21 protein-coding genes are annotated in these 21117 nt (G+C 75.8%); 11 read left to right on the top strand and 10 right to left on the bottom strand.

What is annotated here, in order from left to right; genetic code table 11:
• Positions 1 to 588: a GNAT family N-acetyltransferase gene (locus tag RM425_RS18335; RefSeq protein ID WP_311346663.1), complete on the bottom strand. Its 588-nt coding sequence runs from the start codon at positions 586 to 588 to the stop codon at positions 1 to 3.
• Positions 585 to 1097, bottom strand: a complete 513-nt coding sequence (locus RM425_RS18330) for a YbaK/EbsC family protein (RefSeq protein ID WP_311346662.1) — start codon at positions 1095 to 1097, stop codon at positions 585 to 587. The genes RM425_RS18335 and RM425_RS18330 overlap by 4 nt, the downstream gene beginning before the upstream one ends.
• Positions 1098 to 1316: 219 nt before the next feature.
• On the opposite strand from RM425_RS18330, the gene RM425_RS18325 reads away from it, so the two are divergent.
• From RM425_RS18325 to RM425_RS18315, 3 genes are all read left to right on the top strand, one after another.
• A complete protein-coding gene (locus tag RM425_RS18325; RefSeq protein WP_311346661.1) occupies positions 1317 to 1640 on the top strand; it encodes a DUF6504 family protein in 324 nt (107 codons plus the stop codon).
• A complete protein-coding gene (locus RM425_RS18320) occupies positions 1640 to 2116 on the top strand; it encodes an SAV_6107 family HEPN domain-containing protein (RefSeq protein WP_311346660.1) in 477 nt (158 codons plus the stop codon). The genes RM425_RS18325 and RM425_RS18320 overlap by 1 nt, the downstream gene beginning before the upstream one ends.
• A gap of 73 nt (positions 2117 to 2189) precedes the next feature.
• Positions 2190 to 6002 carry a DNA polymerase III subunit alpha gene (locus RM425_RS18315; protein ID WP_311346659.1) on the top strand — a complete coding sequence of 1271 codons (3813 nt, stop codon included), beginning with the start codon at positions 2190 to 2192 and terminating at the stop codon, positions 6000 to 6002.
• Positions 6003 to 6063: 61 nt separating this feature from the next.
• On the opposite strand, the gene RM425_RS18310 is transcribed toward RM425_RS18315, so the two are convergent.
• The gene (locus RM425_RS18310; RefSeq protein ID WP_311346658.1) at positions 6064 to 6258 is read right to left on the bottom strand and encodes a hypothetical protein; all 195 of its coding nucleotides are present in this window, start codon (positions 6256 to 6258) and stop codon (positions 6064 to 6066) included.
• A gap of 166 nt (positions 6259 to 6424) precedes the next feature.
• Here RM425_RS18310 and RM425_RS18305 point away from each other — a divergent pair, with 166 nt between their 5' ends.
• Positions 6425 to 7027 (top strand): GDSL-type esterase/lipase family protein, encoded by a 603-nt coding sequence (locus RM425_RS18305; RefSeq protein ID WP_311346657.1) that lies wholly within the window; start codon positions 6425 to 6427, stop codon positions 7025 to 7027.
• Here RM425_RS18305 and RM425_RS18300 read toward each other — a convergent pair.
• Positions 7017 to 7439, bottom strand: a complete 423-nt coding sequence (locus tag RM425_RS18300) for a GNAT family N-acetyltransferase (protein ID WP_311346656.1) — start codon at positions 7437 to 7439, stop codon at positions 7017 to 7019. The genes RM425_RS18305 and RM425_RS18300 overlap by 11 nt on opposite strands.
• A 123-nt stretch (positions 7440 to 7562) precedes the next feature.
• On the opposite strand from RM425_RS18300, the gene RM425_RS18295 reads away from it, so the two are divergent.
• The 3 genes from RM425_RS18295 (at position 7563) to RM425_RS18285 (ending at position 10062) form a co-directional block, all read left to right on the top strand.
• Entirely contained in the window at positions 7563 to 8051 is a 489-nt protein-coding gene (locus RM425_RS18295) for a VOC family protein (RefSeq protein WP_311346655.1), read from the top strand.
• Positions 8052 to 8125: 74 nt separating this feature from the next.
• A complete protein-coding gene (locus tag RM425_RS18290) occupies positions 8126 to 8881 on the top strand; it encodes a class I SAM-dependent methyltransferase (RefSeq protein WP_311346654.1) in 756 nt (251 codons plus the stop codon).
• The gene (locus RM425_RS18285; RefSeq protein WP_311346653.1) at positions 8881 to 10062 is read left to right on the top strand and encodes an alkaline phosphatase family protein; all 1182 of its coding nucleotides are present in this window, start codon (positions 8881 to 8883) and stop codon (positions 10060 to 10062) included. The genes RM425_RS18290 and RM425_RS18285 overlap by 1 nt, the downstream gene beginning before the upstream one ends.
• An 18-nt stretch (positions 10063 to 10080) precedes the next feature.
• On the opposite strand, the gene RM425_RS18280 is transcribed toward RM425_RS18285, so the two are convergent.
• The 3 genes from RM425_RS18280 to RM425_RS18270 all read right to left on the bottom strand — a co-directional run bounded on the left by RM425_RS18280 (position 10081) and on the right by RM425_RS18270 (position 12595).
• Complete coding sequence (locus RM425_RS18280; RefSeq protein ID WP_311346652.1) at positions 10081 to 11052, bottom strand: sucrase ferredoxin; 972 nt, start codon at positions 11050 to 11052, stop codon at positions 10081 to 10083.
• Entirely contained in the window at positions 11049 to 12128 is a 1080-nt protein-coding gene (locus RM425_RS18275; protein WP_311346651.1) for a cupin domain-containing protein, read from the bottom strand. Before RM425_RS18275 ends, RM425_RS18280 begins: the two co-directional genes overlap by 4 nt.
• A gap of 200 nt (positions 12129 to 12328) precedes the next feature.
• Complete coding sequence (locus RM425_RS18270) at positions 12329 to 12595, bottom strand: hypothetical protein (protein WP_311346650.1); 267 nt, start codon at positions 12593 to 12595, stop codon at positions 12329 to 12331.
• A gap of 241 nt (positions 12596 to 12836) precedes the next feature.
• Between RM425_RS18270 and RM425_RS18265 the strand changes: the two genes are divergently transcribed.
• The 3 genes from RM425_RS18265 (at position 12837) to RM425_RS18255 (ending at position 15455) form a co-directional block, all read left to right on the top strand.
• Positions 12837 to 13538, top strand: a complete 702-nt coding sequence (locus RM425_RS18265) for a permease (RefSeq protein WP_311346649.1) — start codon at positions 12837 to 12839, stop codon at positions 13536 to 13538.
• A gap of 75 nt (positions 13539 to 13613) precedes the next feature.
• Entirely contained in the window at positions 13614 to 14918 is a 1305-nt protein-coding gene (dinB, locus tag RM425_RS18260) for a DNA polymerase IV (RefSeq protein ID WP_311346648.1), read from the top strand.
• 126 nt (positions 14919 to 15044) lie between these two features.
• Positions 15045 to 15455: a DUF3040 domain-containing protein gene (locus tag RM425_RS18255; RefSeq protein ID WP_311346647.1), complete on the top strand. Its 411-nt coding sequence runs from the start codon at positions 15045 to 15047 to the stop codon at positions 15453 to 15455.
• A gap of 93 nt (positions 15456 to 15548) precedes the next feature.
• Here the strand turns inward: RM425_RS18255 and RM425_RS18250 are convergent, their stop codons facing one another.
• The 3 genes from RM425_RS18250 to RM425_RS18240 are packed head-to-tail and all read right to left on the bottom strand — an operon-like array spanning position 15549 to position 20178.
• On the bottom strand, positions 15549 to 17873 hold the full coding sequence (locus RM425_RS18250) for a transglutaminase TgpA family protein (protein WP_311346646.1): 2325 nt from the start codon (positions 17871 to 17873) through the stop codon (positions 15549 to 15551).
• Positions 17870 to 19189, bottom strand: coding sequence for a DUF58 domain-containing protein (locus tag RM425_RS18245; RefSeq protein WP_311346645.1), 1320 nt, complete (start codon positions 19187 to 19189; stop codon positions 17870 to 17872). The genes RM425_RS18250 and RM425_RS18245 overlap by 4 nt, the downstream gene beginning before the upstream one ends.
• A 5-nt stretch (positions 19190 to 19194) precedes the next feature.
• Positions 19195 to 20178: an AAA family ATPase gene (locus RM425_RS18240; protein ID WP_311346644.1), complete on the bottom strand. Its 984-nt coding sequence runs from the start codon at positions 20176 to 20178 to the stop codon at positions 19195 to 19197.
• Between the two features lie 223 nt (positions 20179 to 20401).
• On the opposite strand from RM425_RS18240, the gene mraZ reads away from it, so the two are divergent.
• A complete protein-coding gene (mraZ, locus tag RM425_RS18235) occupies positions 20402 to 20836 on the top strand; it encodes a division/cell wall cluster transcriptional repressor MraZ (RefSeq protein ID WP_116452767.1) in 435 nt (144 codons plus the stop codon).
• Positions 20837 to 21117 lie beyond the last annotated feature (281 nt).

The following is a 21117-nucleotide window of genomic DNA, read 5'->3' as shown; positions in this document are numbered from 1 at the left end:
TCAGCTGTTCGCCGGGTGCGGGTCGCGCGGATGCATGGGGAGCGGGACGCCGAGGATGGCGAACGGCCGGGGGTCGCCCGGGAAGTGGTAGCCGCGGGCGAGATCGACGAAGCCGTCGGCGTGGTAGAGCCGGAACGCCTTCGTGTCGGCATCGGGGGTGGAGAGCAGGGCCACCGGGGCGTCCGCGTCGGCCACCAGCGCGTGCAGCAGCTGCCGGCCCAGTCCGCGGCTCTGGTGCTCGGGGTGCACGTGCAGCTCGCAGACCTCGAACGCGCCGGGCAGCCACTTCTTCGCCGTCCGCCGGTCCAGGGCCGCGCGGACCTGGTCGTGCCACCACTGGCCCGGGGCGATCCGGTAGCCGTAGCCGAAGCCGACCAGCTGCTCGCCGTCAGCCGTGGCGGCGAAGGCGCCGACGGCACGGAAGCCGGGGCGGTCGGTGTGCTGCATGGCGTAGCCGTAGCGGCCCGCCACGACCGCGGACTCGTAGCCCATGGCCAGGCCGTAGATCGCCAGCGCCTCGTGCATGTGGTCGCGCAGCCAGGGGATCGGCAGCTCGACGATCCGGGTGTCGGGCCGGGTGTCGGTCATGGACCGACCGCCTCCGCGGCGTGCTCCGCGTCCGCACCGACCTCGGCGGGGGTGCCGGCGGTGAGCCGGAGGAGCTCGTCGTAGGTGGTGGGGAACACCGTGGCGGGGTGGCCGGCGGCCGCCCAGACCTGCTCGTGACGGGCGAGCTCCACGTCGACGAGGGTGCCCAGGGGCTCGGGGTGGCCGATCGGGGCGACGCCGCCGATGGGCTGGCCGGTCACCCGGCGGACCAGCTCGGTCGGCGCGCGGGAGACGGAGCCGACGCCGAGCAGGGTGGCCACCTTGGACTCGTCGACCCGGTGCGCGCCGCTGGTCAGGACGAGCAGGGGCTGCCCGGCGGCGACGAAGACCAGGCTGTTGGCGATCGCGCCCACCGGCACGCCGAGCTCGGCGGCCGCCGCCGCGGCGGTGCGGACCTCGGCCGGGAGCACGCGCACCCGGCCGGTCGCGCCCGCTTCCTGCAGCAGCCGGCCGACCGCGGCGGCCCGGGGGTGCGCGGGCGAGGGCATGCGCTGATCCTGCCACCGGTCCCGGCGTCGTGCGGAACCCCTCCCGCCGCACGGACGCGTGACACGCGACAGCCGTCTTGACGACGTCTCCGGGCTCCGGTCTACTGGTCCTCGTTCGAACACGCGTTCGAACGAGGAGACGCCGTTCGCACTGATCCCCGGCCTTCCCCACGGGGTGGTGCGGACGGCGGGGCGCTGGAGACGTTGGGGAGGTCCGTCATGAGCCGGGTGCTCGGTGAGGCCGTCGATCGGGTCGGCGAGGAGGTGCAGGTGGAGCGGGGCGCACTCGGTCCGCTGCAGTTCTGGCGCGGGCAGTCCCGTTACCTCGTGGGGGAGCTGCTCGACTCGTGGGTGGAGACCTCTCCCTGGTGGCAGCGCGACTCCGGGGGCGGGGGAGCGTCGGCCGATCTCGTCGCACCGCGCGAGGTGTGGCGGGTGGAGGCGGTGCGGGCCGGGCGCTCGCGGACGGACTTCGCCGGCGTCTTCGACCTGTCCTGGGACGCCGCGGCAAACCGCTGGTGGCTCGTCCGGGTGCACGACTGATGGGCGCGCGACCCCTGATGGCCGATCAGCTGCCCCTGCCCCCGGCGCTGCCCGCCGCCGCCGTCACGCTGCTGGACCAGGCGCACCGCGGGCTGGCCGAGGCCGCCGGCTGCGCCGACGTCCGGCAGCGCTATGCCACCGCGCACCTCGGGGCGCTGCGGGGCGCGGCTGCCGTGCTGGCCGCCCGGACCCGGCCCGAGGGTGGACGCCGCCGGCCGCGCAGCGCCTGGGTGCTGCTCGAGCAGGTCGCCCCGGAACTGGGGGAGTGGGCGACGTTCTTCGCTGCCGGCGCGGCGAAGAGGGCCGCCGCCGAGGCGGGGCTGTCCTCCGCGGTGAGCGAGCGCGAGGCCGACGACCTCGTCCGGGACGTCGGCACCTTCCTCGCGGTCGTGGAGAGGTGCCTGGGCGTCCGCGCCGAGCCCACCTACCCGCGCCCCCGGGTCGTCGGCGGCACCTCGTCCGAGCCGCGGAGGTGAGCGAGCTCGCGAGCTCACCCGGGAGCACAGCAGTCCCGCGAACGAAGTCGACGAGCGCCAGCGAGGCGACGACGTGAGCGACCCCTTCGTCCACCTGCACGTCGCGTCGGGCTACTCCATGCGGTTCGGGGCCAACCACCCCGCCGACCTGGTGGCGCGCGCCGCCGAGCACGGGATGGATGCCCTCGCCCTCACCGACCGCGACGGCCTCTACGGGGCGGTCAAGTTCGCCCTGGCCTGCCGTACGGCGGGGATCCGGCCGATCTTCGGGGTCGACCTCGCCGTCGCCCCCGCGCTGGACACCACCGTGCCCCCGGCGCTCGCGCACGCCCTCGGCGGCGCGGCATCCGGCGCGCGGGCGCCCCGGTTGCACGCATCCACCCCGCCGGGCACCCGCCGGGCGCCGGCCCGGGGCGGGGCGGCGGTCGACCTCCGGCTGCCGCGCACCACCTTCCTGGCCCGGGACGGCGCCGGCTGGTCGTCGCTGTGCCGGCTCACCAGCAGCACCCACCTGCGCGGCACCCGCGGTGAGCCGGTGAGCTCGCTGGCCATGGCCGCCGAGCACGCCACCGGGCTGGTCGCCCTGCTCGGTCCCGACTCCCCGGTGGGGCGGGCGCTGGTCGCCGGCCGCACCGACCTCGCGGCCACGCAGTTGGACACCTGGCGAGCGGTCTTCGGGACGGACCTCGCCCTGGAGGTCGTGCACCACCGCGGCCGGGGCGACCGGCAGCGGGCGCAGGCGATGCTCCGGTTCGCCGCCGAGCAGGGCGTGCCGGTGGTGCTCAGCAACGCGGTCCGGTACGTCGACGCCCTGGACGCGCCGACCGCCGACGTCCTCGACGCCGCACGCCGGCTCGTCCCGCTCGACCTGCGGCACGTCGACCGGCGCACCGCCGAGGGCTACCTGAAGTCGGGCAAGGAGATGGCGCAGGTCGCCGAGGACCTCGTCGGCCCCGACCGGGACGCCGCCCTGCGACTGCTCGAGCGCACCGCGCGGCTGGCCGAGCAGTGCGCCGTCGATCCGCGGGACGACCTCGGCATCGGCAGCGTCCGCTATCCCGAGCTCGACGTCGTCACCACGTCCGCCGAGCGGGGGATGACTTCCTCGCAGGTGCTGCGGGCCCGCTGCGAGGCCGGACTGGGCCGGCGCGGGATGGCGCCGTCGGAGCGGGTGCGCACCCGGCTCGACGAGGAGCTCGCGGTGATCGACTCCCTCGGCTACCCCTCCTACTTCCTCACCGTCGCCGACGTGGTCGACCTCATCAAGAGCTTGAGGGTTCGGGCGGCGGCGCGCGGCTCGGGTGCCGGCAGCCTGGTCACCTACCTGCTCGGCATCTCCGACGTCGACCCGATCCGCTACGGCCTGCTGATGGAGCGGTTCCTCTCGCCACTGCGCCACCAGCTGCCCGACATCGACATCGACGTGGAGTCCGCGCGGCGGATGGAGGTCTACGACGCCGTCCTCGACCGCTTCGGCGCCGACCGGGTCAGCTGCATCTCGATGATGGACACCTACCGGGTGCGGCACGCGATCCGCGACGTCGGCGCCGCGCTGAGCCTTCCGCAGGCCGAGATCGACGCCGTCGCCAAGGCCTTCCCGCACATCCGGGCCAACCAGGTGCACGCCGCGCTGCGCGACCTGCCCGAGCTGCGCGCCAGCCGGTACGGCTCCAAGCGGGCCGGGGGTTCGGGGGATCTCGACCTGCTGTTCGACCTGGTCGCCCGGCTCGACGGGCTGCCCCGGCACATCGCGCTGCACCCGTGCGGCGTGCTGCTGTCCGACGCCACCCTGCTCGACCGCACACCCGTCGAGAGCAGCTACCTCGGCTATCCGATGAGCCAGTTCGACAAGGACGACGTCGAGGAGCTCGGACTGCTCAAGCTCGACCTGCTGGGCATCCGCATGCAGTCGGCGATCGCGCACGCGCTCTCCGAAGTGCAACGGGTGGACCACGAGCAGGTCGACATCGACGCCGTCCCGCGGGACGACCCGACGACCTTCGAGCTGATCCGCAGCACCCGGACCCTCGGCATGTTCCAGATCGAGTCGCCGGGTCAGCGCGAGCTGGTCGGCAAGTTCGGGCCGCAAACCTTCGAGGACATCATCATCGACATCTCGCTCTTCCGGCCCGGGCCGGTGAAGAGCGACATGGTCACCCCGTTCCTCATGGCCCGGAACGGCTGGCGCGACGCGGTCTACCCGCACCCCGACCTCGCGTTCGCGCTCGAGGAGACCGCCGGCGTGGTGGTCTTCCACGAGCAGGTGCTGCAGGTGGTCTCCCGGATGACCGGCTGCACGCTGGCCGAGGCCGACGAGGTGCGCCGGGCGCTGGGGGAGAAGGACGCCCATCCCGAGGTGCGGGCCTGGTTCATGCCCCGCGTGCTGGACACCGGCTACCCGGCCGAGGTCGCCGAGCAGGTCTGGCAGGTGCTGGTCGCCTTCGGCTCCTTCGGTTTCTGCAAGGCCCACGCGGCGGCGTTCGCGCTGCCCACCTACCAGTCGGCCTGGCTCAAGACCCACCACCCGGCGGCGTTCCTGGCCGGGGTGCTCACCCACGACCCCGGCATGTACCCGAAGCGGCTGATCCTCGACGACGCCCGCAACTTCGGCATCCGGGTGCTCGGGCTCGACGTGAACGCCTCGGGCGCGACCTACCGGGTCGAGCGCCTCGACCGGGAAGAGGGGTGTGACGAAACCCCGGCGACGAGCGGGGCCGGGGGGTGGCGGCGACCGGAGTGGATGCCGACGGCGATGCCCGACCCCTCCCGGTACGGCATCCGGCTGACGCTGGCCGACGTGAAGGGGATCTCCGACGACGAGGTCGCCCGCATCGTCACCGGGCAGCCCTACCGGTCGCTGACCGACTTCTGGTCGAGGGCATCGGTGTCCCGCCCGGTGGTGGAGCGGCTGGTGCTCGCCGGCGGGTTCGACTCGCTCTACGGCTTCGGCATGCGCGACCGCGAGTCGCGCCGGCCCGCGCACCGTCGCCGCCAGCTGACCCGCCGCGACCTGCTGCTGCAGATCGGCGAGCTGGACCGGTGGAGCCGCAGCGGTGCACGGGCGAGCTCCGCCGGGCAGCTGAGCCTGGACCTCCTAGGGCTGGAGGACGCCGGGCAGGAGGGCCTGTTCCCGCTCGAGGACGTGCCGGGGCAGGAGGAGGGCGCCGGCGGGCTCGGCGCCGGCCCCGGCTGGGCCGAGGGGAGCGGGCTGCCGGAGTTCACCGACGCCGAACTGGTGCGCGCCGAGCTCGAGGTGCTCGGCCTGGACGCCAGCCGGCACGTCGTCGATTTCTACAAGCCGTTCCTCGCCGCGCTCGGAGCGGTGCCGGCCGGCGACCTGCTCGGCTGCCGCAGCGGCTCGGAGCTGCTGGTCGCCGGGGTGAAGGTGGCGACGCAGACCCCGCCGATCCGGTCGGGGCGGCGGGTGGTGTTCGTGACCCTCGACGACGGGTCGGGCTGCACCGACTCCACCTTCTTCGAGGACGTGCAGGGGCCCTACGCAGCGACGGTGTTCCACTCGTGGCTGCTGGTGGTCCGGGGGGTGCTGCGGCGGACCGGGCCGCGCGGCGTCTCGATCCGGGCCACCGGAGCATGGGAGCTGCCGGCGCTGCACGAGGCGTGGGAGGCCGGCGGACTCGAAGCGGTCCGCGAGCTGATGGCGGCGCCGGGGGAGTACACGGAGCAGGCGATCGCCGGGGCCGCGGCCTCACGTGCCTCGCGGCCGGTGGTGGTCAAGCCGGTACTCGTCCACCCGACGGGTTTCCGGATGTCGCCCTACGCCGACATCAAGCCGGCGGGGGAGGACGCCACCACGGCAGGGCGGCGGGCGGCGGCCGCCCCACCGCGCAAGCTCTGGCACTCCAGCCCGGGCAGCTCCGGGCACTGAGCGACGGGGCAGGCCGCTGCCCGCGGAGCCGAGCTCGTGCTGCACGTGCTCGGCCCCGAGGTCAGCCCTCCTCGTCCTCGCCGTCGACACCCTCGTCGATCTCCTGCTCGGCGTCGTCGACGCCTTCCTCGACCTCCTGCTCGACCCCGTCATCGACGACGTCGTCCCCGCAGGCCACGGTGGTCAGCGATGCGGCGGCGATGAAGAACGCGGCCGCCGTGGCGCGCAGCGGGCGGATGCGGGTGGACCTGGTCATGGCGACTCCTCGGTCGGTGCGGTACCTGTCGGAGCAGGTCTGCCCGCTGACCCCGCACCGGCAAACGACCGAGCGGTGAGCAGGGGGCCGGGAGCTGCCGCAGCGGCCCGGCACCGGCCCCGCAGGCGTCGGGGGGGACGCGTGCAGCACGCGGCAGGATGGCGACGTGCCCCGGGACCTGCGGATCTGCTTCATCGGCGATTCCTTCGTGGCCGGCGTCGGCGACCCCGAGCAGCTCGGCTGGGCCGGCCGGCTGACCGCCGGCAGCGCGCGCGACGGCCTCGCGCTGACCAGCTACGTCCTCGGCGTCCGGCGGCAGACCACCGCCGAGATCGCCGGTCGCTGGGCCGCCGAGTGCCGTCCCCGCCTGGCGGGAGGGGAGTGGGAGGCGCGGATCGTCCTCTCCGCCGGGGTCAACGACACCACCGAGGAGCACGGCGCCCCCCGGCTGGCGCCCGACCGGTCGGTCGCGGCGCTCGAGGAGATCCTCACCGGTGCGGCCCACGCACGGTGGCCGCTGCTCGTGGTCGGCCCGCCGGCGGTCGCCGACGCCGCCCAGAACGAGCGGATCGCGGAGCTGGACAACCGCTTCGCGCAGGCCTGCGCCCGCCGGGGGGTGCCGTACGTCGCCGTCGTCACCGCCCTGGCCGCCGACCCCACCTGGACGGCGGAGGTCGCCGCCGGCGACGGCGCCCATCCCGGGACCGACGGCTACGCGGTCCTCGCCGGCCTCGTCCGCCCCCACTGGCAGCGGTGGATCACCGGCTGAGCGCCGTGCCGGGCAGGTGGATCAGCCCGGCGTCGGTCCTCCGGAACCCGCAGGCGTCGAGGTAGAACGACTGCAGCTCCGGCCGGAAGTCCACGTGCAGCCACTCGCACCCCGCCTCCCTCGCCCGCTCGACCGCGGCGCGCACGACCATCGCGCCGATCCCCTCGCGCTGGTGACCACCCCGGGTCTTCGTGTCCAGGAGGAAGGCGTGGTCACCGCCGTCCCAGGCCACGTTCACGAAGCCGAGGAGGGTCCCGCCCGCCCGGGCCGTCACCCAGCCGAGGCTGTGCGGGCGGATCCGGTCCCACCAGCCGGCCACCGGGGCCCCGCCGTGGGACGCGACGAGGTCCACCATCTCGCCGTCGGTCACCGGGCCCCGCCAGGCGAGGACGACCTCCGGGGCGGCGCGCACCCCGGCACGGTAGGGCGGGCCCGCTCGGACCGGCACCTCGATTCCTCCGGCCGGCCGATGAGATCGGGTGCGCGCCGGGGTCCCAGCACCTGACAGCGACCAGGACGCGAGAGAGGACCCACCATGCCCACGCAGATCCCGTGCCTGTGGTTCGACGGCCAGGCCGAGGAGGCCGCGGCGCTCTACACCTCGGTCTTCCCGAACTCGCACGTCGACGAGGTCACCCGCTACGGGCCCGACCTGCCCCCGCCGATGACGGAGGGCGACGTCGTGACCGTGAACTTCACGCTCGACGGCCAGCGGTACACGGGGCTCAACGGCGGGCCGCAGTTCCGGTTCACCGAGGCCGTCTCCTTCCAGATCATGTGCGCCGATCAGGAGGAGGCCGACCACTACTGGCACGGGCTGCTCGCGGGCGGTGGCGAGGAGAGCATGTGCGGCTGGCTCAAGGACCGTTTCGGCGTCTCCTGGCAGGCCATACCCACCGAGCTCATGAGCCTGCTCGGTGACCCCGACCCGGCCCGGGCCCACCGGGCCACCGAGGCGATGCTGCAGATGCGCCGGATCGATCTCGCCGAGATCAGGCGCGCCGCCGACAGCGTCCCCGCCTGAGGAACACCTCCTCCTCCCCGCCACTCGCAGGCTCGCAGCGGTGCCCGGGAGAGGCCGCCACTAGGCTCCGGCAGGTGCCGATTCCGTCCGCTCCGTCGCCCGCCGAGCAGCTCCCGCCCCGCGGGGCGGCCGTCTGGGCGGCCCTGGACCCGGTCACCGGCGCCGGCACCCCGCTGCGGGTGCTCGACGTCGGGGGCGGCAGCGGCATGTTCGCCGTCCCGCTCGCGCGGCTCGGCCACCAGGTCACCGTCGTCGACCCCAGCGCCGACGCGCTGGCCACCCTCGGCCGGCGTGCCGCCACGGCGGGCGTGGGTGACCGGGTCCGCGGCGTGCAGGGCGACGGCGACCTGCTCGGCGAGGTCCTCGCCACGCTCACCCCCGACGACGGCGGCTACGACCTCGCCCTCTGCCACTTCGTCCTGGAGGTCGTCGACGACCCCGCCGTCACCCTCCGGGAGATCGCCGGCGCCTTGCGCCCCGGCGGCCAGGTGAGCGTCGCGGCGGCCAACCGCGCCGGCGCCGTCCTGGCCCGCGCCGTCGCCGGGCACCCCGTCGAGGCGCTGGCCCTGCTCGAGGACCGGGATCCCGCGGCCGCCCGCGCCCGCCCCACGGCACGGCGCCGGTTCACCCCGGCCGATCTGCTCGCGCTCGTCGAGGGCGCCGGTCTGCGGCCCGGCCCGTGGCGCGGCGTCTCGGTCGTCGCGGACCTGCTCGACGCCTCCTCCGGCGCCGACCAGGACGCGGTGCGCGCCCTCGAGCTGGCGCTGGCCGGCACCTCGCCCTACCGCGACGTGGCCACCGGCCTGCACGTCCTCGCCTCCGCGCCCTGATGGCCCCGATGGAGCTGCTGCCACCGGACCTGCAGCGCCCCGACTACGGCGCCGCCACCCTGGCCGACGTGCTGCCCGGCGTGGCGGCGGCGCTCGGCGTCCCCCTGGACCGGGGCGACCTGCCTCCCGACCCGCTGGGGCTGACCACCGCGCTCGCCGGCGCCCGCCGGGTGGCCGTGCTGCTGATCGACGGGCTCGGCGCCGACCTCGTCCGCCGGCACGCCGAGCTCGCCCCCACGCTGGCGGGGCTGGCCGCTCCGGCCGGCGACCTGTCCGCGCCGTGCCCGAGCACGACACCGGTCAGCCTCACCACCCTCGGCACCGGCCTGCCGCCCGGCAGCCACGGGATCCTCGGCTTCGTCACCGACGTCCCGGGCGAGGACCGCACCCTCGACCACACCAAGTGGCGCGACGACCCCGACCCCGGCTCCTGGGCGCCGCAGCCCACGGTCTTCGCGCGGGCTGCGGCCGCCGGGGTGCCCACCACCGTCGTCGCCCCGTACGCCTACACCGGCAGCGGCCTGAGCCGGGCGGCGTACGGCGGCGCCACCTACACCGGCACCGTCGGCGCCGGTGACCTCGCCGCCCTGGTCCTGCGGGCGCTGCACGCCACCCCGCGGGCACTCGTCTACGGCTACTTCGCCGACCTCGATCTCACCGGGCACGTCCGCGGGGTGGACTCCGGCAGCTGGCGGGCGCAGCTCCAGCTCGTCGACCGCATGGTCGAGCAGATCGTGGCCGGGCTGCCCGGCGACGCCGCCCTGCTGGTGACCGCCGACCACGGGATGCTCGACGTGCCGCCGGGGACCCGGCTGGACCTGGACGCGGTGCCCGGCCTCGCCGACGGCGTCCGCCTGCTGGCCGGTGAACCGCGCGCCCGGTACGTGCACGCCGTCCCGGGGGCTGCCGCCGACGTGCTGGACCGGTGGCGGGGGGTGCTCGGGGAGCGCGTCTGGGTCGTCTCCCGCGACGAGGCGGTCGCCAGCGGGGTCTTCGGCGCCGTCGACCCGGGGATGGCGGCCCGGATCGGGGACGTCGTCGCGCTGGCCCGCGGGACCTGGGCGCTCACGGCGTCCGAGCGCGAGCCCGGCCCCAGCCGGCTGACCGCCTTCCACGGCTCGCTCACGGCGACCGAGCTGGCCATCCCGCTGCTGGCCGCGCGCGGCTCGTCCCTGACCTGACGCCGGCGGCCGCGCCGGTCAGCCGCCGGGCGCCGGGCTGACCGACAGTCGGTGCCAGGTGCGCACCCGGCCGGGCCGCGCCGCGGAGCAGGTCAGGTGCACGGCCTCGGGCGAGGGCCGGCTCTCGACGACGACGGTGACGGGGCCCCCGGGACCGGCCAGCGTCACCTCCCACCGCTCGGCGTCCCGCTCGGCCGCCGGCAGCCGGGTGGCGCCCAGGGGAGCCAGGTCGTCGATGCCCAGCAGCCCCAGCTCCTCGCGCGCGCCGTGCTGGGCCGCCTGCACGTGCGCCGGCAACCCCGCGCGGCCGCGCAGCCACGCCAGCGCCACCTGGCCCCGCTCGTGGGCCGCCACCAGCAGCGCGCCGTCGCCCGGCACCTGGCCGTAGTAGAAGCCATGGGGAAGGACGACGACGTTGGCCGCGAACCGGTCGCCGCCCAGGTGGCTGCACTCCCACACGTCGGCGGGGCCCGGTGCGGGCATGGCGCGGGCCAGCGGCCGGCCGCGGAGCGCGCAGCAGGCGTCGTGCCCGCCGTGCGTGCACACCAGGTACGTGGGGCGGTCGGTCGGCTCGCCGACCGACCCGTCCCAGGCGGCGGTGAGCAGGTCGGCGTCCGAGGTCCGCACCGACCACCACAGCCCCTCCCGGCCGGGCCGGCTGTCGGCGTACGCCCAGCGGCCCCCGGCGTCGGCCAGCCGGTCACCGGGACGACGCACGAGCAGCACCCGGACGTCCTCCTGGCGGGCCCGCTCGGCCAGCAGCGGGGCCACGCCCGGGTCGAACCGCGACTGCGACAGCGCGTCACGACCCCACGGGCCCGGCTGCTCGACCAGCAGCCACCGCTGCACGGGGGAGGCCGTCGCGATGCCCGAGTCACCCCGGGTCAGCGCCTGGACCGAGCAGCGCGTGGGGTCCAGGCGCCCCGCCGGCCGGGGAGGGACCTCGACGCGGCAGAAGTCGTCCGCGGGCGGTGGGGCTGCGGGAGTCACGGCCCGGGTACTGCGGCGTCCGGGACCACCGCGACCGATTCGGTGACGAGCCGGCGGGCCAGCGCGATCCGCTCGTCCTGCTCCAGGCCGGGCAGATCGCCCACCGTGAGCTCGCCGACGGCCAGGAGCTCAATCAGCGCCGGGCGGGCCGATGCCGGGAAGGCGTGCGACCGCCGTCCGCCCAGCAGCGTCACCCCGCCGTCGTCCGCGTCGCGCAGCGCGCACCGCAGCCGCCTGCGCAGCTGGAGAACGGTGTCGGGTGTGATCGCGGCGGCCGCGGCCGACTGGGCCAGCGGCGCGACGGGTTCCGGGCGCACCTGCGCCCAGGTGCGGGCCCGCAGCCGCTCGGCCACCTCCACGGGATCCACCCGGTCCAGCCAGTCGCGCAGGCCCGCGATGACGGCGGACAGGTCCTCGCGCAGGGCGTCGGGGTCGGCGAGGTCGACGCCCAGCGGGAGCGAGCCGCGCAGTCCGGGATCCTCGGCGGCCAGGACCCGCACCAGGTCGAGCGCCGACTCGGCCGCGCCCCAGCGGGTCACCGAGTGGATGCCGACGGTCAGGTGCGCGCTGATCTCGCCGAGGGCGGCGGCCGAGTGCAGGAAGCCGCGGGGGAGGTAGAGGACGTCGCCGGGCTCCAGGACGGCGTCGATCACCGGCTCGCGCGTCGCGGCGGCGGTCACCTCCTCGCGGCGGTCGGTCCACACCTGGGTGCGCAGCGGGTCGGGCAGCACCGGCTCGTGGATGGTCCAGTGCTTCTGGCCGGCCACCTGCAGCACGAACACGTCGTGCACGTCGTAGTGCGGGTCGAACCCGCGGGAGGACGGCGGGGTGACGTAGGCGTTGACCTGCGTCGGGTGACCGAGGTCGGCGGCCAGCTGGTCGGCGAACTCGATCAGCGGCGGCCAGAGCCGGTGCAGGCCCTGCAGGACCACGGTGCTGCCGTCGGCGAACAGCCGGAGCACGGCATCGGAGCTGACCTGGTCGGCGATCTCCGCGCCGGCGCCGCCGGAGGTCGTGAAGCGCGCGGCGTCGACGACCTGACCGTCCTTGGCGATGCGCAGGAACGGGGTGCGCAACCCGCGGCGGGAGAGCAGCTCGTCGACCGCGGTGAGGTCGAGCAGGTCGGTGAAGGTGTTCCCGGTGTCCGCGGCGCGGGTCAGCAGCGGGTGCCGGCCCCAGTGATCCCGGGCGAAGACCTCGGGGTCGGTGTTCGTGCACCGCCGCAGGGCCGGGCGGAGCGGCTGCTCGGCCCGGCCCTGCGGGGCGGGGTCCTCGCTCAGGCCGAGCCGTCCGCGCCGCCGTCGGCACCGCCGTCCGCGCCGCCGTCCGAACCGCCGCCGTCAGCACCGCCGTCGGCACCGCCGTCGGCACCGCCGTCAGCACCGCCATCGGCACCGCCATCGGCACCGCCGTCGTGACCGCCGGGGGTGCCGGCAGCTCCGTGGTCGGCCGCGCCCGCGGCGCCGTCGGCCGGACCGTGCGCGCCGCCGTCGGCGCCGCCGTCGGCCCCGCCGTCGCCGCTGGTCATGTCGTCCAGAGCCATGGGCTCCTCCGCTTCGTCTCGTTCCCCTGCCGCCGGACAGCGGCCCTGGTCAGGCAGTACCTCCTGCCCGGCGCTCTGACACCTGCACGAGTACATGACGATCAGGTCACGGATCGATGGAGCGGGCGATACCGCCGCCCGGCAGGGGAACCCCCCTCCTGCAGGTGGGAACACCACAGCCCTGCGCGAGAGAGGTCCTGCACGAGACGAGTCAGCTGAACGCATCCGGAGGAGTGGAGCCATGACCGAGAGCCGTACGCGGACCGACACCACGTTCGAGGACAACGTCGCCCACGAGCGCACCGCCCACGAGGACACCACCCACGAGGACACCACCCACGACGGGATCGCCGTCGGGAGACCGGCCGAGGGAGCCTCCGCGGTGACGCCGATGAGGGCCGCACCGCCCCGGCAGGACCGGGTCCGGTGGGGGCCGGTCTGGGCGGGGCTGATCGTCGCCGTCCCGACGTTCATGCTGCTCCAGCTGGCCACGCTGGCCCTCGAGTGGTGGGAGGTCGGCCCCGGGGGCAGTGCCGGCAACAACGCCGACTGGTTCAGCGCGATCAACGGGCTGATCGCACTGTTCCTCGGCGGCCTGACCGCCGGTGCCAGTGCGGTGTGGCGCGGCTTCAGCGACGGGCTGCTGCACGGCATCCTCGTCTGGGCCCTGTCGGTCGTGTCGATCCTGTTCCTGACGCTGTTCGGGGGCGGCGCCCTGCTCGGCTCGTTCGCCGGCGTGGTCAACGACGTCACGGGCATCGAGCAGGCCGACCTGCCCGACGTCGCGGCCGGCCAGGCGACCCAGGTGGCCACCGACGCAGCCGCCTGGGCGGTCCTGGGCCTGGGGCTGGGGATCACCGCCGCGGCACTCGGCGGGGTCCTGGGCGCCAAGATGTGGCCGAGCCGCACGGACGCCGAGCGTCAGCGGGTCGCCGCCGGCTGACGTGCCGGCCACCCGCTATCGTCGACCTCGGATCGAACATTCGTTCGATCGGGGGTCGACGTGCGAGGAGGGTCGGTGGGTACGGAGGCCGGCCGCGCCGGGGGCTGCACGGTCCTGCACGTCGACATGGACGCGTTCTTCGCCAGCGTCGAGGTGCGACGCCGGCCGGAGCTGGCCGGGACCCCGGTCATCGTGGGTGGGGCGGGCAACCGGGGCGTGGTCACCTCGGCCACGTACGAGGCACGGCGCTACGGCGTGCACGCGGCCATGCCCACCGCCCGTGCGCTGCGGCTGTGCCCGACGGCGACGGTGCTCCCCGGCGACCTGGCGCTCTACGGCGAGGTCTCCCGGTCGGTGATGGCCCTGTTCCGCTCGATCACCCCGCTGGTGGAGCCGGTGAGCCTGGACGAGGCGTTCCTCGACGTCGCCGGCGCCGGCCGTCGGCTGGGTGACGCCGCCGAGATCGGCGAATACCTCCGCGCCCGCGTCTTCGACGAGCAGGGCATCACCTGCTCGGTCGGCGTGGCGGGCAGCAAGTTCGTCGCCAAGCTCGCCTCGACCTCGGCCAAGCCCGACGGGATGCGGATCGTCCGCCCGGCCGAGGTCATGGACTTCCTGCACCCGCTGCCGGTCGGGGCGCTGTGGGGCGTGGGCCCGAAGACGGAGGAGCAGCTGCTGCGGCTGGGCATGCGCACGGTGGGGGACCTCGCGCACGTGCCGGCCCGGACGCTGCAGCGGGCCCTGGGGCCCGCCGCCGGCGCCCACCTGCACGAGCTGGCGTGGGGGCGCGACCCGCGCCGGGTGGTCCCCGACGAGCCGGAGAAGTCGACCGGTCACGAGGAGACCTTCGGCACCGATGTCGACGACCCGGAGGTCATCCACCGCGAGCTGCTGCTGCTGTCCGAGCGGACGGCGGGCCGGCTGCGCTCGGGCGGGTGGCTGGCCCGCACGGTGAGCATCAAGGTCCGCTTCGCCGACTTCGCCACGATCACCCGCAGCCGCACCCTCGACGTCCCGACCGACGTCGGGCAGGAGCTCTACGACACCGCCCGGGCGCTCTTCGACGCGCTCGGCCTCGACCGGGCCCGCATCCGGCTGGTGGGGGTGCGCGCCGAACGGCTGGTGGAGGCCGTGTCGGCGCCCCAGCAGCTGGAGCTCGGCGCCCGCGAGCACGGCCGCCGCGACGCCGAGCTGGCCGCCGACCGCGCCGCCCGCCGGTTCGGCGCGGGTGCGGTCCGCCCGGCCACGCTGCTGCACCGCGACGGGCGTCCGGGGCGGGCGCGACGGCCCTCCGGAACCGGTCCGGCACCCGGCGAACGGCTGCCCGGGAGTGCGGGGAACCTTCACGGCCGATCAGCCGTCGAATACCCGGAGGGATGACCACCGGCGGTTCGCCCGCGGCTCGCCGTATCGTCAGCTTTCGCGCCCCGCAAAGGGCTCGTATCCTCGAAGTCACCGTCGGCGGGAGCCTCCGACGGCAATGGCTCCGCCCACCTGGAGGTCGACGTGCCGCTCTCCGAGCACGAACAACGGCTGCTGGAGCAGATCGAGCGCGCCCTCGTCGATGACGATCCCAAGTTCGCCTCCTCCGTACGCACCGGTGACCGTCGGCAGAAGTCCCGCCGACGACTGCAGATCGGCGCCGTCCTCGTCGTCGTCGGCTTCGCGATCCTCGTCGGCGGCGCCGTCGCGCAGGAGTGGCTCATCGGCGCGCTGGGCTCCCTCGTCGCCTTCGGCGGCGCGGCGCTCGCCGTCCTGAACTACAAGGTCGCCACCGGGGCGGTCGAGCCCGGCCCCGCTCCGACGAGCGGTCGCAACCCGTCCGGGCCCGCCCGCGGCAGCCGCAGCAGCCGGGGCGGGCGCCAGCCGCTGAAGAGCCGGCTCGAGGAGCGGTTCCGCCGCCGCTACGACCAGTAGCCCTCAGCTGCAGCCCGCAGCACACGCAGCCGTCGTCCTCCGGGACGGCGGCTGCGCGCGTTCAGGGCGGTGTTTCCGGGACGCCCGACCGGCTCAGGCCCGGCGGCTCCCGCGCCACGGCCCGGGCAGCACCGGGCGACGGACCGCCCAGCCCGGCAGCGCCGCCCGCACCGCGCCGGGCAGCGACGTCGGCAAGAACGCCGCCCGCAACCGGGTCCGCCGGCCGGCCCCCTCGACCAGCTGCCGCCGGGCGGTGCGCAGCGCCGCGACCAGACCGTCGTCCTGGACGTCGGGACCCGGCCCGTAGCTCGACACCTCCTCGGCCCGTGCCAGGCGCTGGATCGCCTCCGCGCCCTCGGAGCCGGCCGTCCGCTCCGCCAGCGCCTGGCCGGCCTCCCGAGGCGTCCAGGACGGATCGCGCGGGACGCCGAGGTCGTCGGCGGTCGCGGTCAGCTCGTCCCACAGCGCGCCCGCCGTCCCGAGCGCCAGCCGGCGGCGCCGCTGGAGCAGCCGCAGCCCCGCCGGCAGCCCGGCCACCGCCGCGAGCAGGAGGACCAGACCGGCGCGGGCAGGGAAGGACGTTTCGTCCGCGGGCGCCGCGTCGGTGGCCGTCGGGTCGGTGGAGCCGAGGTCCGGGCCCAGGGGGGACACCGGGTCCAGCAGGGCCAGGTCGGGGGGCAGCGCCGACAGGTCGGGCTCCAGTTCCGGCAGCTCCTCGGCGACCACCCGGGGCGCCCACGGAAGGTCGGCCCGGCGGTCGACGTCGATCGGCGTGGGATCGAAGGGCACCCAGCCCAGGCCGGAGAAGTAGACCTCCACCCAGGCGTGCGCGTCGTCGCTGGTGATCAGCCGGCTGCCGTCGTCCTGCACGGTGCCCGGGGTGTAGCCCAGCGCGACCCGGGCCGGCATCCCGGCCGCGCGGACCATGACCGCCATCGCCCCGGCGTACTGCTCGCAGTACCCCCGGCGCTCGGTCAGGAAGTCGACCAGGTCGTCACCGCTGGTGCCCGGGGGAGTGGAGAGGGCGTAGTCGAAGCCGCTGGCCGGGTCGGTCAGGAAATCCAGGATCGCCCGGACGCGCGCGTATCCGCCCTCGACCCCGGCCACCAGCTCGTCCACCTGGGCCGTGACGCGCGGATCGAGCGGCGGGAGAGCGAGGAAGCGCTCCTGGAGGTCGCCGGGACGCAGCGGCGGAGTCGCGGCCAGCTGCTCGGGCGTCGGGCGCACCTCCGAGGCGGTCACCTCGTAGACCCGGTCCTCGCTCGTGACGTCGGACCCCACGACGGTCCCGGAGAGGGGGTCGAAGCGCCAGCGGTTCCCGTCGTCACGCAGCTGCACCGCCAGCGGCGCGACGGGGACCGGGAGGAACCGGTCGTCGTGCCCGAGCGCCTCGATCCTCGCCGTGAGCGGCCGGCCGGTCGTCTGGTCGTGGGTGACGGGCAGCTGGGCGTCCAGCGGCAGCAGGGCTCCCGAGGCGCCCGGCGACCAGCCGGCGTCGGCGTCGTACCGGTCGACGGTGACCGAGCGCAGGTAGCCGGGATCCGGCACCGGGGTCTCGACCCGCAGGAGGTCGACGGGGTTGTTCCGCGTCAGCTCCCCGACCATGCTCGCCACCGGGTCCAGCGCCGTCCCCGTCGATCCGGCTCCGCCGGGCCCGCCGGACAGGGATCCCTCCGCCAGCGTCGGGACCATCCCGCCCCCGAGCACGCCGATCAGCACCGCCACCAGGCCGATGCGCACCGCCGTGCCGCCACCGGCGTGGTGCCGGCCGCTCCTGCGCGCGGCGCCGTCCAGCTGGCGGGACTGGTCTGCCCACAGCAGCAGCGCCAGCCCGGCGGCGGGCCCGACGACGGGGACCAGCCCGATGTCGCCGCCGAGCGTGAACACCGGCACGCCGAACAGCACGAGCAGTGTCGGCCCGGCGAAGGCGGCTTGCCGCCCTCCGACGGCGAGCAGGTCGACGACCACCGCGACCAGCCCGACGAAGAGGGCGATCAGTGCCATCAGCGCGGCGACCGGGAGGGCGGGGGCCGTCTGCTCCCGGATCTCGTCGGCACCGTCCCGCAGCACCGCCAGCAGCGCCTCGATCCCGTCCGGCGTGGGGACGAGGGCCCGGATCCCTCCGGGGGAGGTGAAGCGGGCGATCAGGTAGCCGGTCAGCGCGGTCAGCTGTCCCGCCGGCACCAGCACGGTGCCGAGGGCCGCCAGCGGGGCGGGCACCGGCCGCCGGGGGAAGGCGCGGGCGGCGATCGCCTGCCCGGCGTACCGCAGCGCCAGCCCGGTCAGCAGCACGACGAGGACGGCGTCGACGGCCGGGCGCACCCAAGTCCCCGACGACAGGACCGGCGAGAGGGCGAGCGCCCCCAGCACCGTGGCGGCTGCGGCGGCCACCGGTGTGCGGACGTCGGTGCGCCTCATCGGGCCGGCTCCGCGACCGGCCCGCCGGAGAGGGCGGCCCATGCCTGCGCGACGGGATCGCCGGCGCGCGCGACGGCCACCCGCCAGCCGGCCGCGCGCAGGACCCCGGCGGCCTCGTCGCGCTGGTCGGACAGGGCCGTGGAGGCTCCGGAGGGGTCCGGGCGGTGCCCCCGGACGCCGGGCAGGAAGCTGCCGAGGTCCAGCAGCACGGCCAGACCGGCCGACGGTCCGGACCGGGCGCGCACGAGCGCGGTGACGTCGTCGGGGCCGACCGCGCCCAGGACGCAGACGACCTGGCCGTCGCCGGCGATGCGGCGCAGCACCTCGACCCCCGCGGTCAGCTCGGTGCCGGCCGAGGGCGTGAGCGTGGCCAGCCGGTCGAGGAGCTCCTCGGGCGCGGCGCCGAGCGGTCCGGCCGGCACGCGGCCGGAGCCCTCGAGCTCGCCGTTCTCGGTGACCACCCGCACCTCGTGGCCGCGGCCGCCGAGCGCGACGGCGATGCTGGCCGTCGCCTCCACGGCCCACTCCAGGCTGTCGGCCGGGTCGGGGTCGTGCTGCGCGGCGATCAGGTGCGCGGGCCTGCGGGCGTCGAGGAGCACGGTCGTCCGTGCCCGCCACGGGCGTTCCTCGAGGCGGACCTTCAGGTCGCCGGTGCGCGCGGTGGCCCGCCAGTGCACCTTGCGCAGGTCGTCGCCGCGGCGGTACTCGCGGATGCTGACGTCGTCCTCGCCGTGCACGGCGATGGATCGCCGCGAGCCCTCGCCGCCGTGCCCGTCGAGCGGCCCCGCCGCACCCAGTGGCTGCACCCGGGGGACGACGAGCAGGGGTTCGGTGCCGGCGCCGGGGTTGCTGCGCTCCACCAGCCCGAAGGGGTCCACGACCCGCGACCGCAGCGGACCGAGGGCGTAGCGGCCGCGGCGCCGCGGGACCAGCCGGTAGCGCAGGGCGGTCCGGCGCCCCGTGGTGAGCCGGGTCACGGTGAACTGCTGGTCGGGGCCGACCGCGGGGGGCATCTGCTCGGTGAGCAGCCAGGTGGCTCCCGTGCTGCGGCCGGCGCTGGTGATCTCGAGTGCGACGTCGGCGCTCTCGCCCCGCCGGACCCTGACCGGCGCCACGGTGCGTACGACGGTCGGGCGGAAGCGGTCACGCGCCACCATCAGCGCCGAGACCACGGGCAGGGCGAGGACGAAGACGGCCAACTGCGCCACGGCCTGCTCTCCCAGCAGGGCGCCGGAGAGCAGCAGGGCCGCCCCGCCGGCGAGCAGCCACCGACCGCGGCGGGTCAGCGCGGTCCGTGCCGCTCCGGCTCTGCGCACCGGCGTCAGCGCCCCCGCGGGACCGGCAGCGTGGCGACCAGGTCGGCGACCACGTGCTCGGCGGTGCGCCCGCCGCCGGCCGCGGACGGTGCCAGCAGCAGCCGATGGGCGAGCACCGGGCCGGCCAGGTCCTTGACGTCGTCGGGGAGCACCATGTCGCGCCCGGCGAGAGCCGCCGACGCCCGCGCGGCGCGCAGCAGCTGCAGGCCGGCCCGGGGAGAGGCGCCCAGGCGGAGGTGGGGCGAGCGGCGGGTGCTCCCGACGAGGTCGACGACGTAGCGGCGGACCGCCTCCGAGACGTGCAGCCCGCCGACGGCGGTGATCAGGTCGCGCACCGAGGCCGCGTCGGCGACGGGGAGCAGCCCGGCGAGGGGGTCGGTGGTGGCGCGGTCGTCGAGCATGGCCAGCTCGGCGTCCTGGTCGGGGTAGCCCATCGACACCCGCGTCGTGAACCGGTCGCGCTGCGCCTCGGGCAGCGGATAGGTCCCCTCCATCTCCAGGGGGTTCTGCGTCGCCATGACGAGGAAGGGACGGGCCAGCTCGTAGCTGACGCCGTCCACGGTGACCTGACGCTCCTCCATGCATTCCAGGAGCGCCGACTGCGTCTTGGGGGAGGCGCGGTTGATCTCGTCGGCCACCACGACGTTGGCGAAGATCGCGCCGGGCTTGAACTCGAACTCGCGCGACTCCTGGTCGTACACGGCGACGCCGGTCACGTCGCTGGGCAGCAGGTCGGGCGTGAACTGGATGCGGCGGACCGTCGCGTCGATCGACGCCGCCAGCGCCTTGGCCAACGTGGTCTTGCCCACGCCGGGCACGTCCTCCACGAGCAGGTGCCCCTCGGCGAGCAGCGTCACCAGGGCCAGCCGGACGACGGCGTCCTTGCCCTGCACGACCCGGCCCACGTTCGCCGCGATGCGGCCCGCGGCCGCGGCGACGTCGACGGGGGGATCGCTCACTCCGCCGGTCGTGCGCGTCGCCTCCGTCACGCCACCCACGGTACGTGGCCGCGGGCGCTCCGGAGGGGGCGTCCGTCCCGGTCGGGGGCGGGCTGAGCGACGCGACGGGAGGGGAGTGGGGAGCCCGGCCACGACACGGCGTCGAGTGGTGTCTGGTGGGGGCTAGTGGGTTACTGTGTCGCCTGGTGGGGAGGCAGGGACCGCTCAGGGGTCGCTGCGGAGCCAGTGGAGGACAGATGCAGGGGGTGATCCGGTGTTCGTCGGCAGCTACCCCCTGCGGCTCGACGAGAAGGGCCGGCTCGCCCTCCCCGTCCGCTTCCGCGACCAGGTGGCCGACGGCATGGTGATCAAGAAGGGCCAGGAGCGCTGCGTCTACGGCCTCACCATGGCCCGCGTCGCCGAGCAGAGCGCCGCGATGGCCGCGATGGCGCCGTCGGACACCGCGCGGGCGCGCATGGCCGCCCGCATGAGCTTCGGCTCGATGGTCGAGATCGAGCCGGACAAGACCGGCCGCATCACGATCCCCGCGAGCCTCCGCGAGTACGCCGGGCTGGACCGCGACGTCGTCGTCGTCGGCGTGGACACCCGCTTCGAGATCTGGGACGCCGCCAACTGGGAGGCCTACGTGGCCGAGCTGGAGGCCGCGTACGCCGACCTGGAGAGCGAGGGGATGCCGACCTTGTCGTGATCCCAGGCCGCCCCACCCGCCCCCACCCGGGCCCCGGAAGCCCCCGAACGAGCCGCCTTCCCCGCGGCTCGACCGGGTCCAGGCCCCAGCCGCCTTCCCCGCTGCTGGGTCCCCGCTCCCGAGAGTCCCGCTCCGGCGGGTGCGACCGGCTCCGCCTCCCGGCGGATCCGGCCCCGGCGACCTCCCGGCCCCGCGGGGCACCACCTGACGCTCTTCCCCGACGCCAGGCGGCGCCCCGCGGGGACGGATCTCCACCCGGCCCGCATCCACGAGCCCTGCGC

The sequence above is a fragment of the Blastococcus goldschmidtiae genome, from assembly GCF_031845325.1.
GTDB classification, from domain to species: Bacteria; Actinomycetota; Actinomycetes; order Mycobacteriales; family Geodermatophilaceae; genus Blastococcus; species Blastococcus goldschmidtiae.
This window is presented reverse-complemented; position numbering and strand designations above follow the sequence as displayed.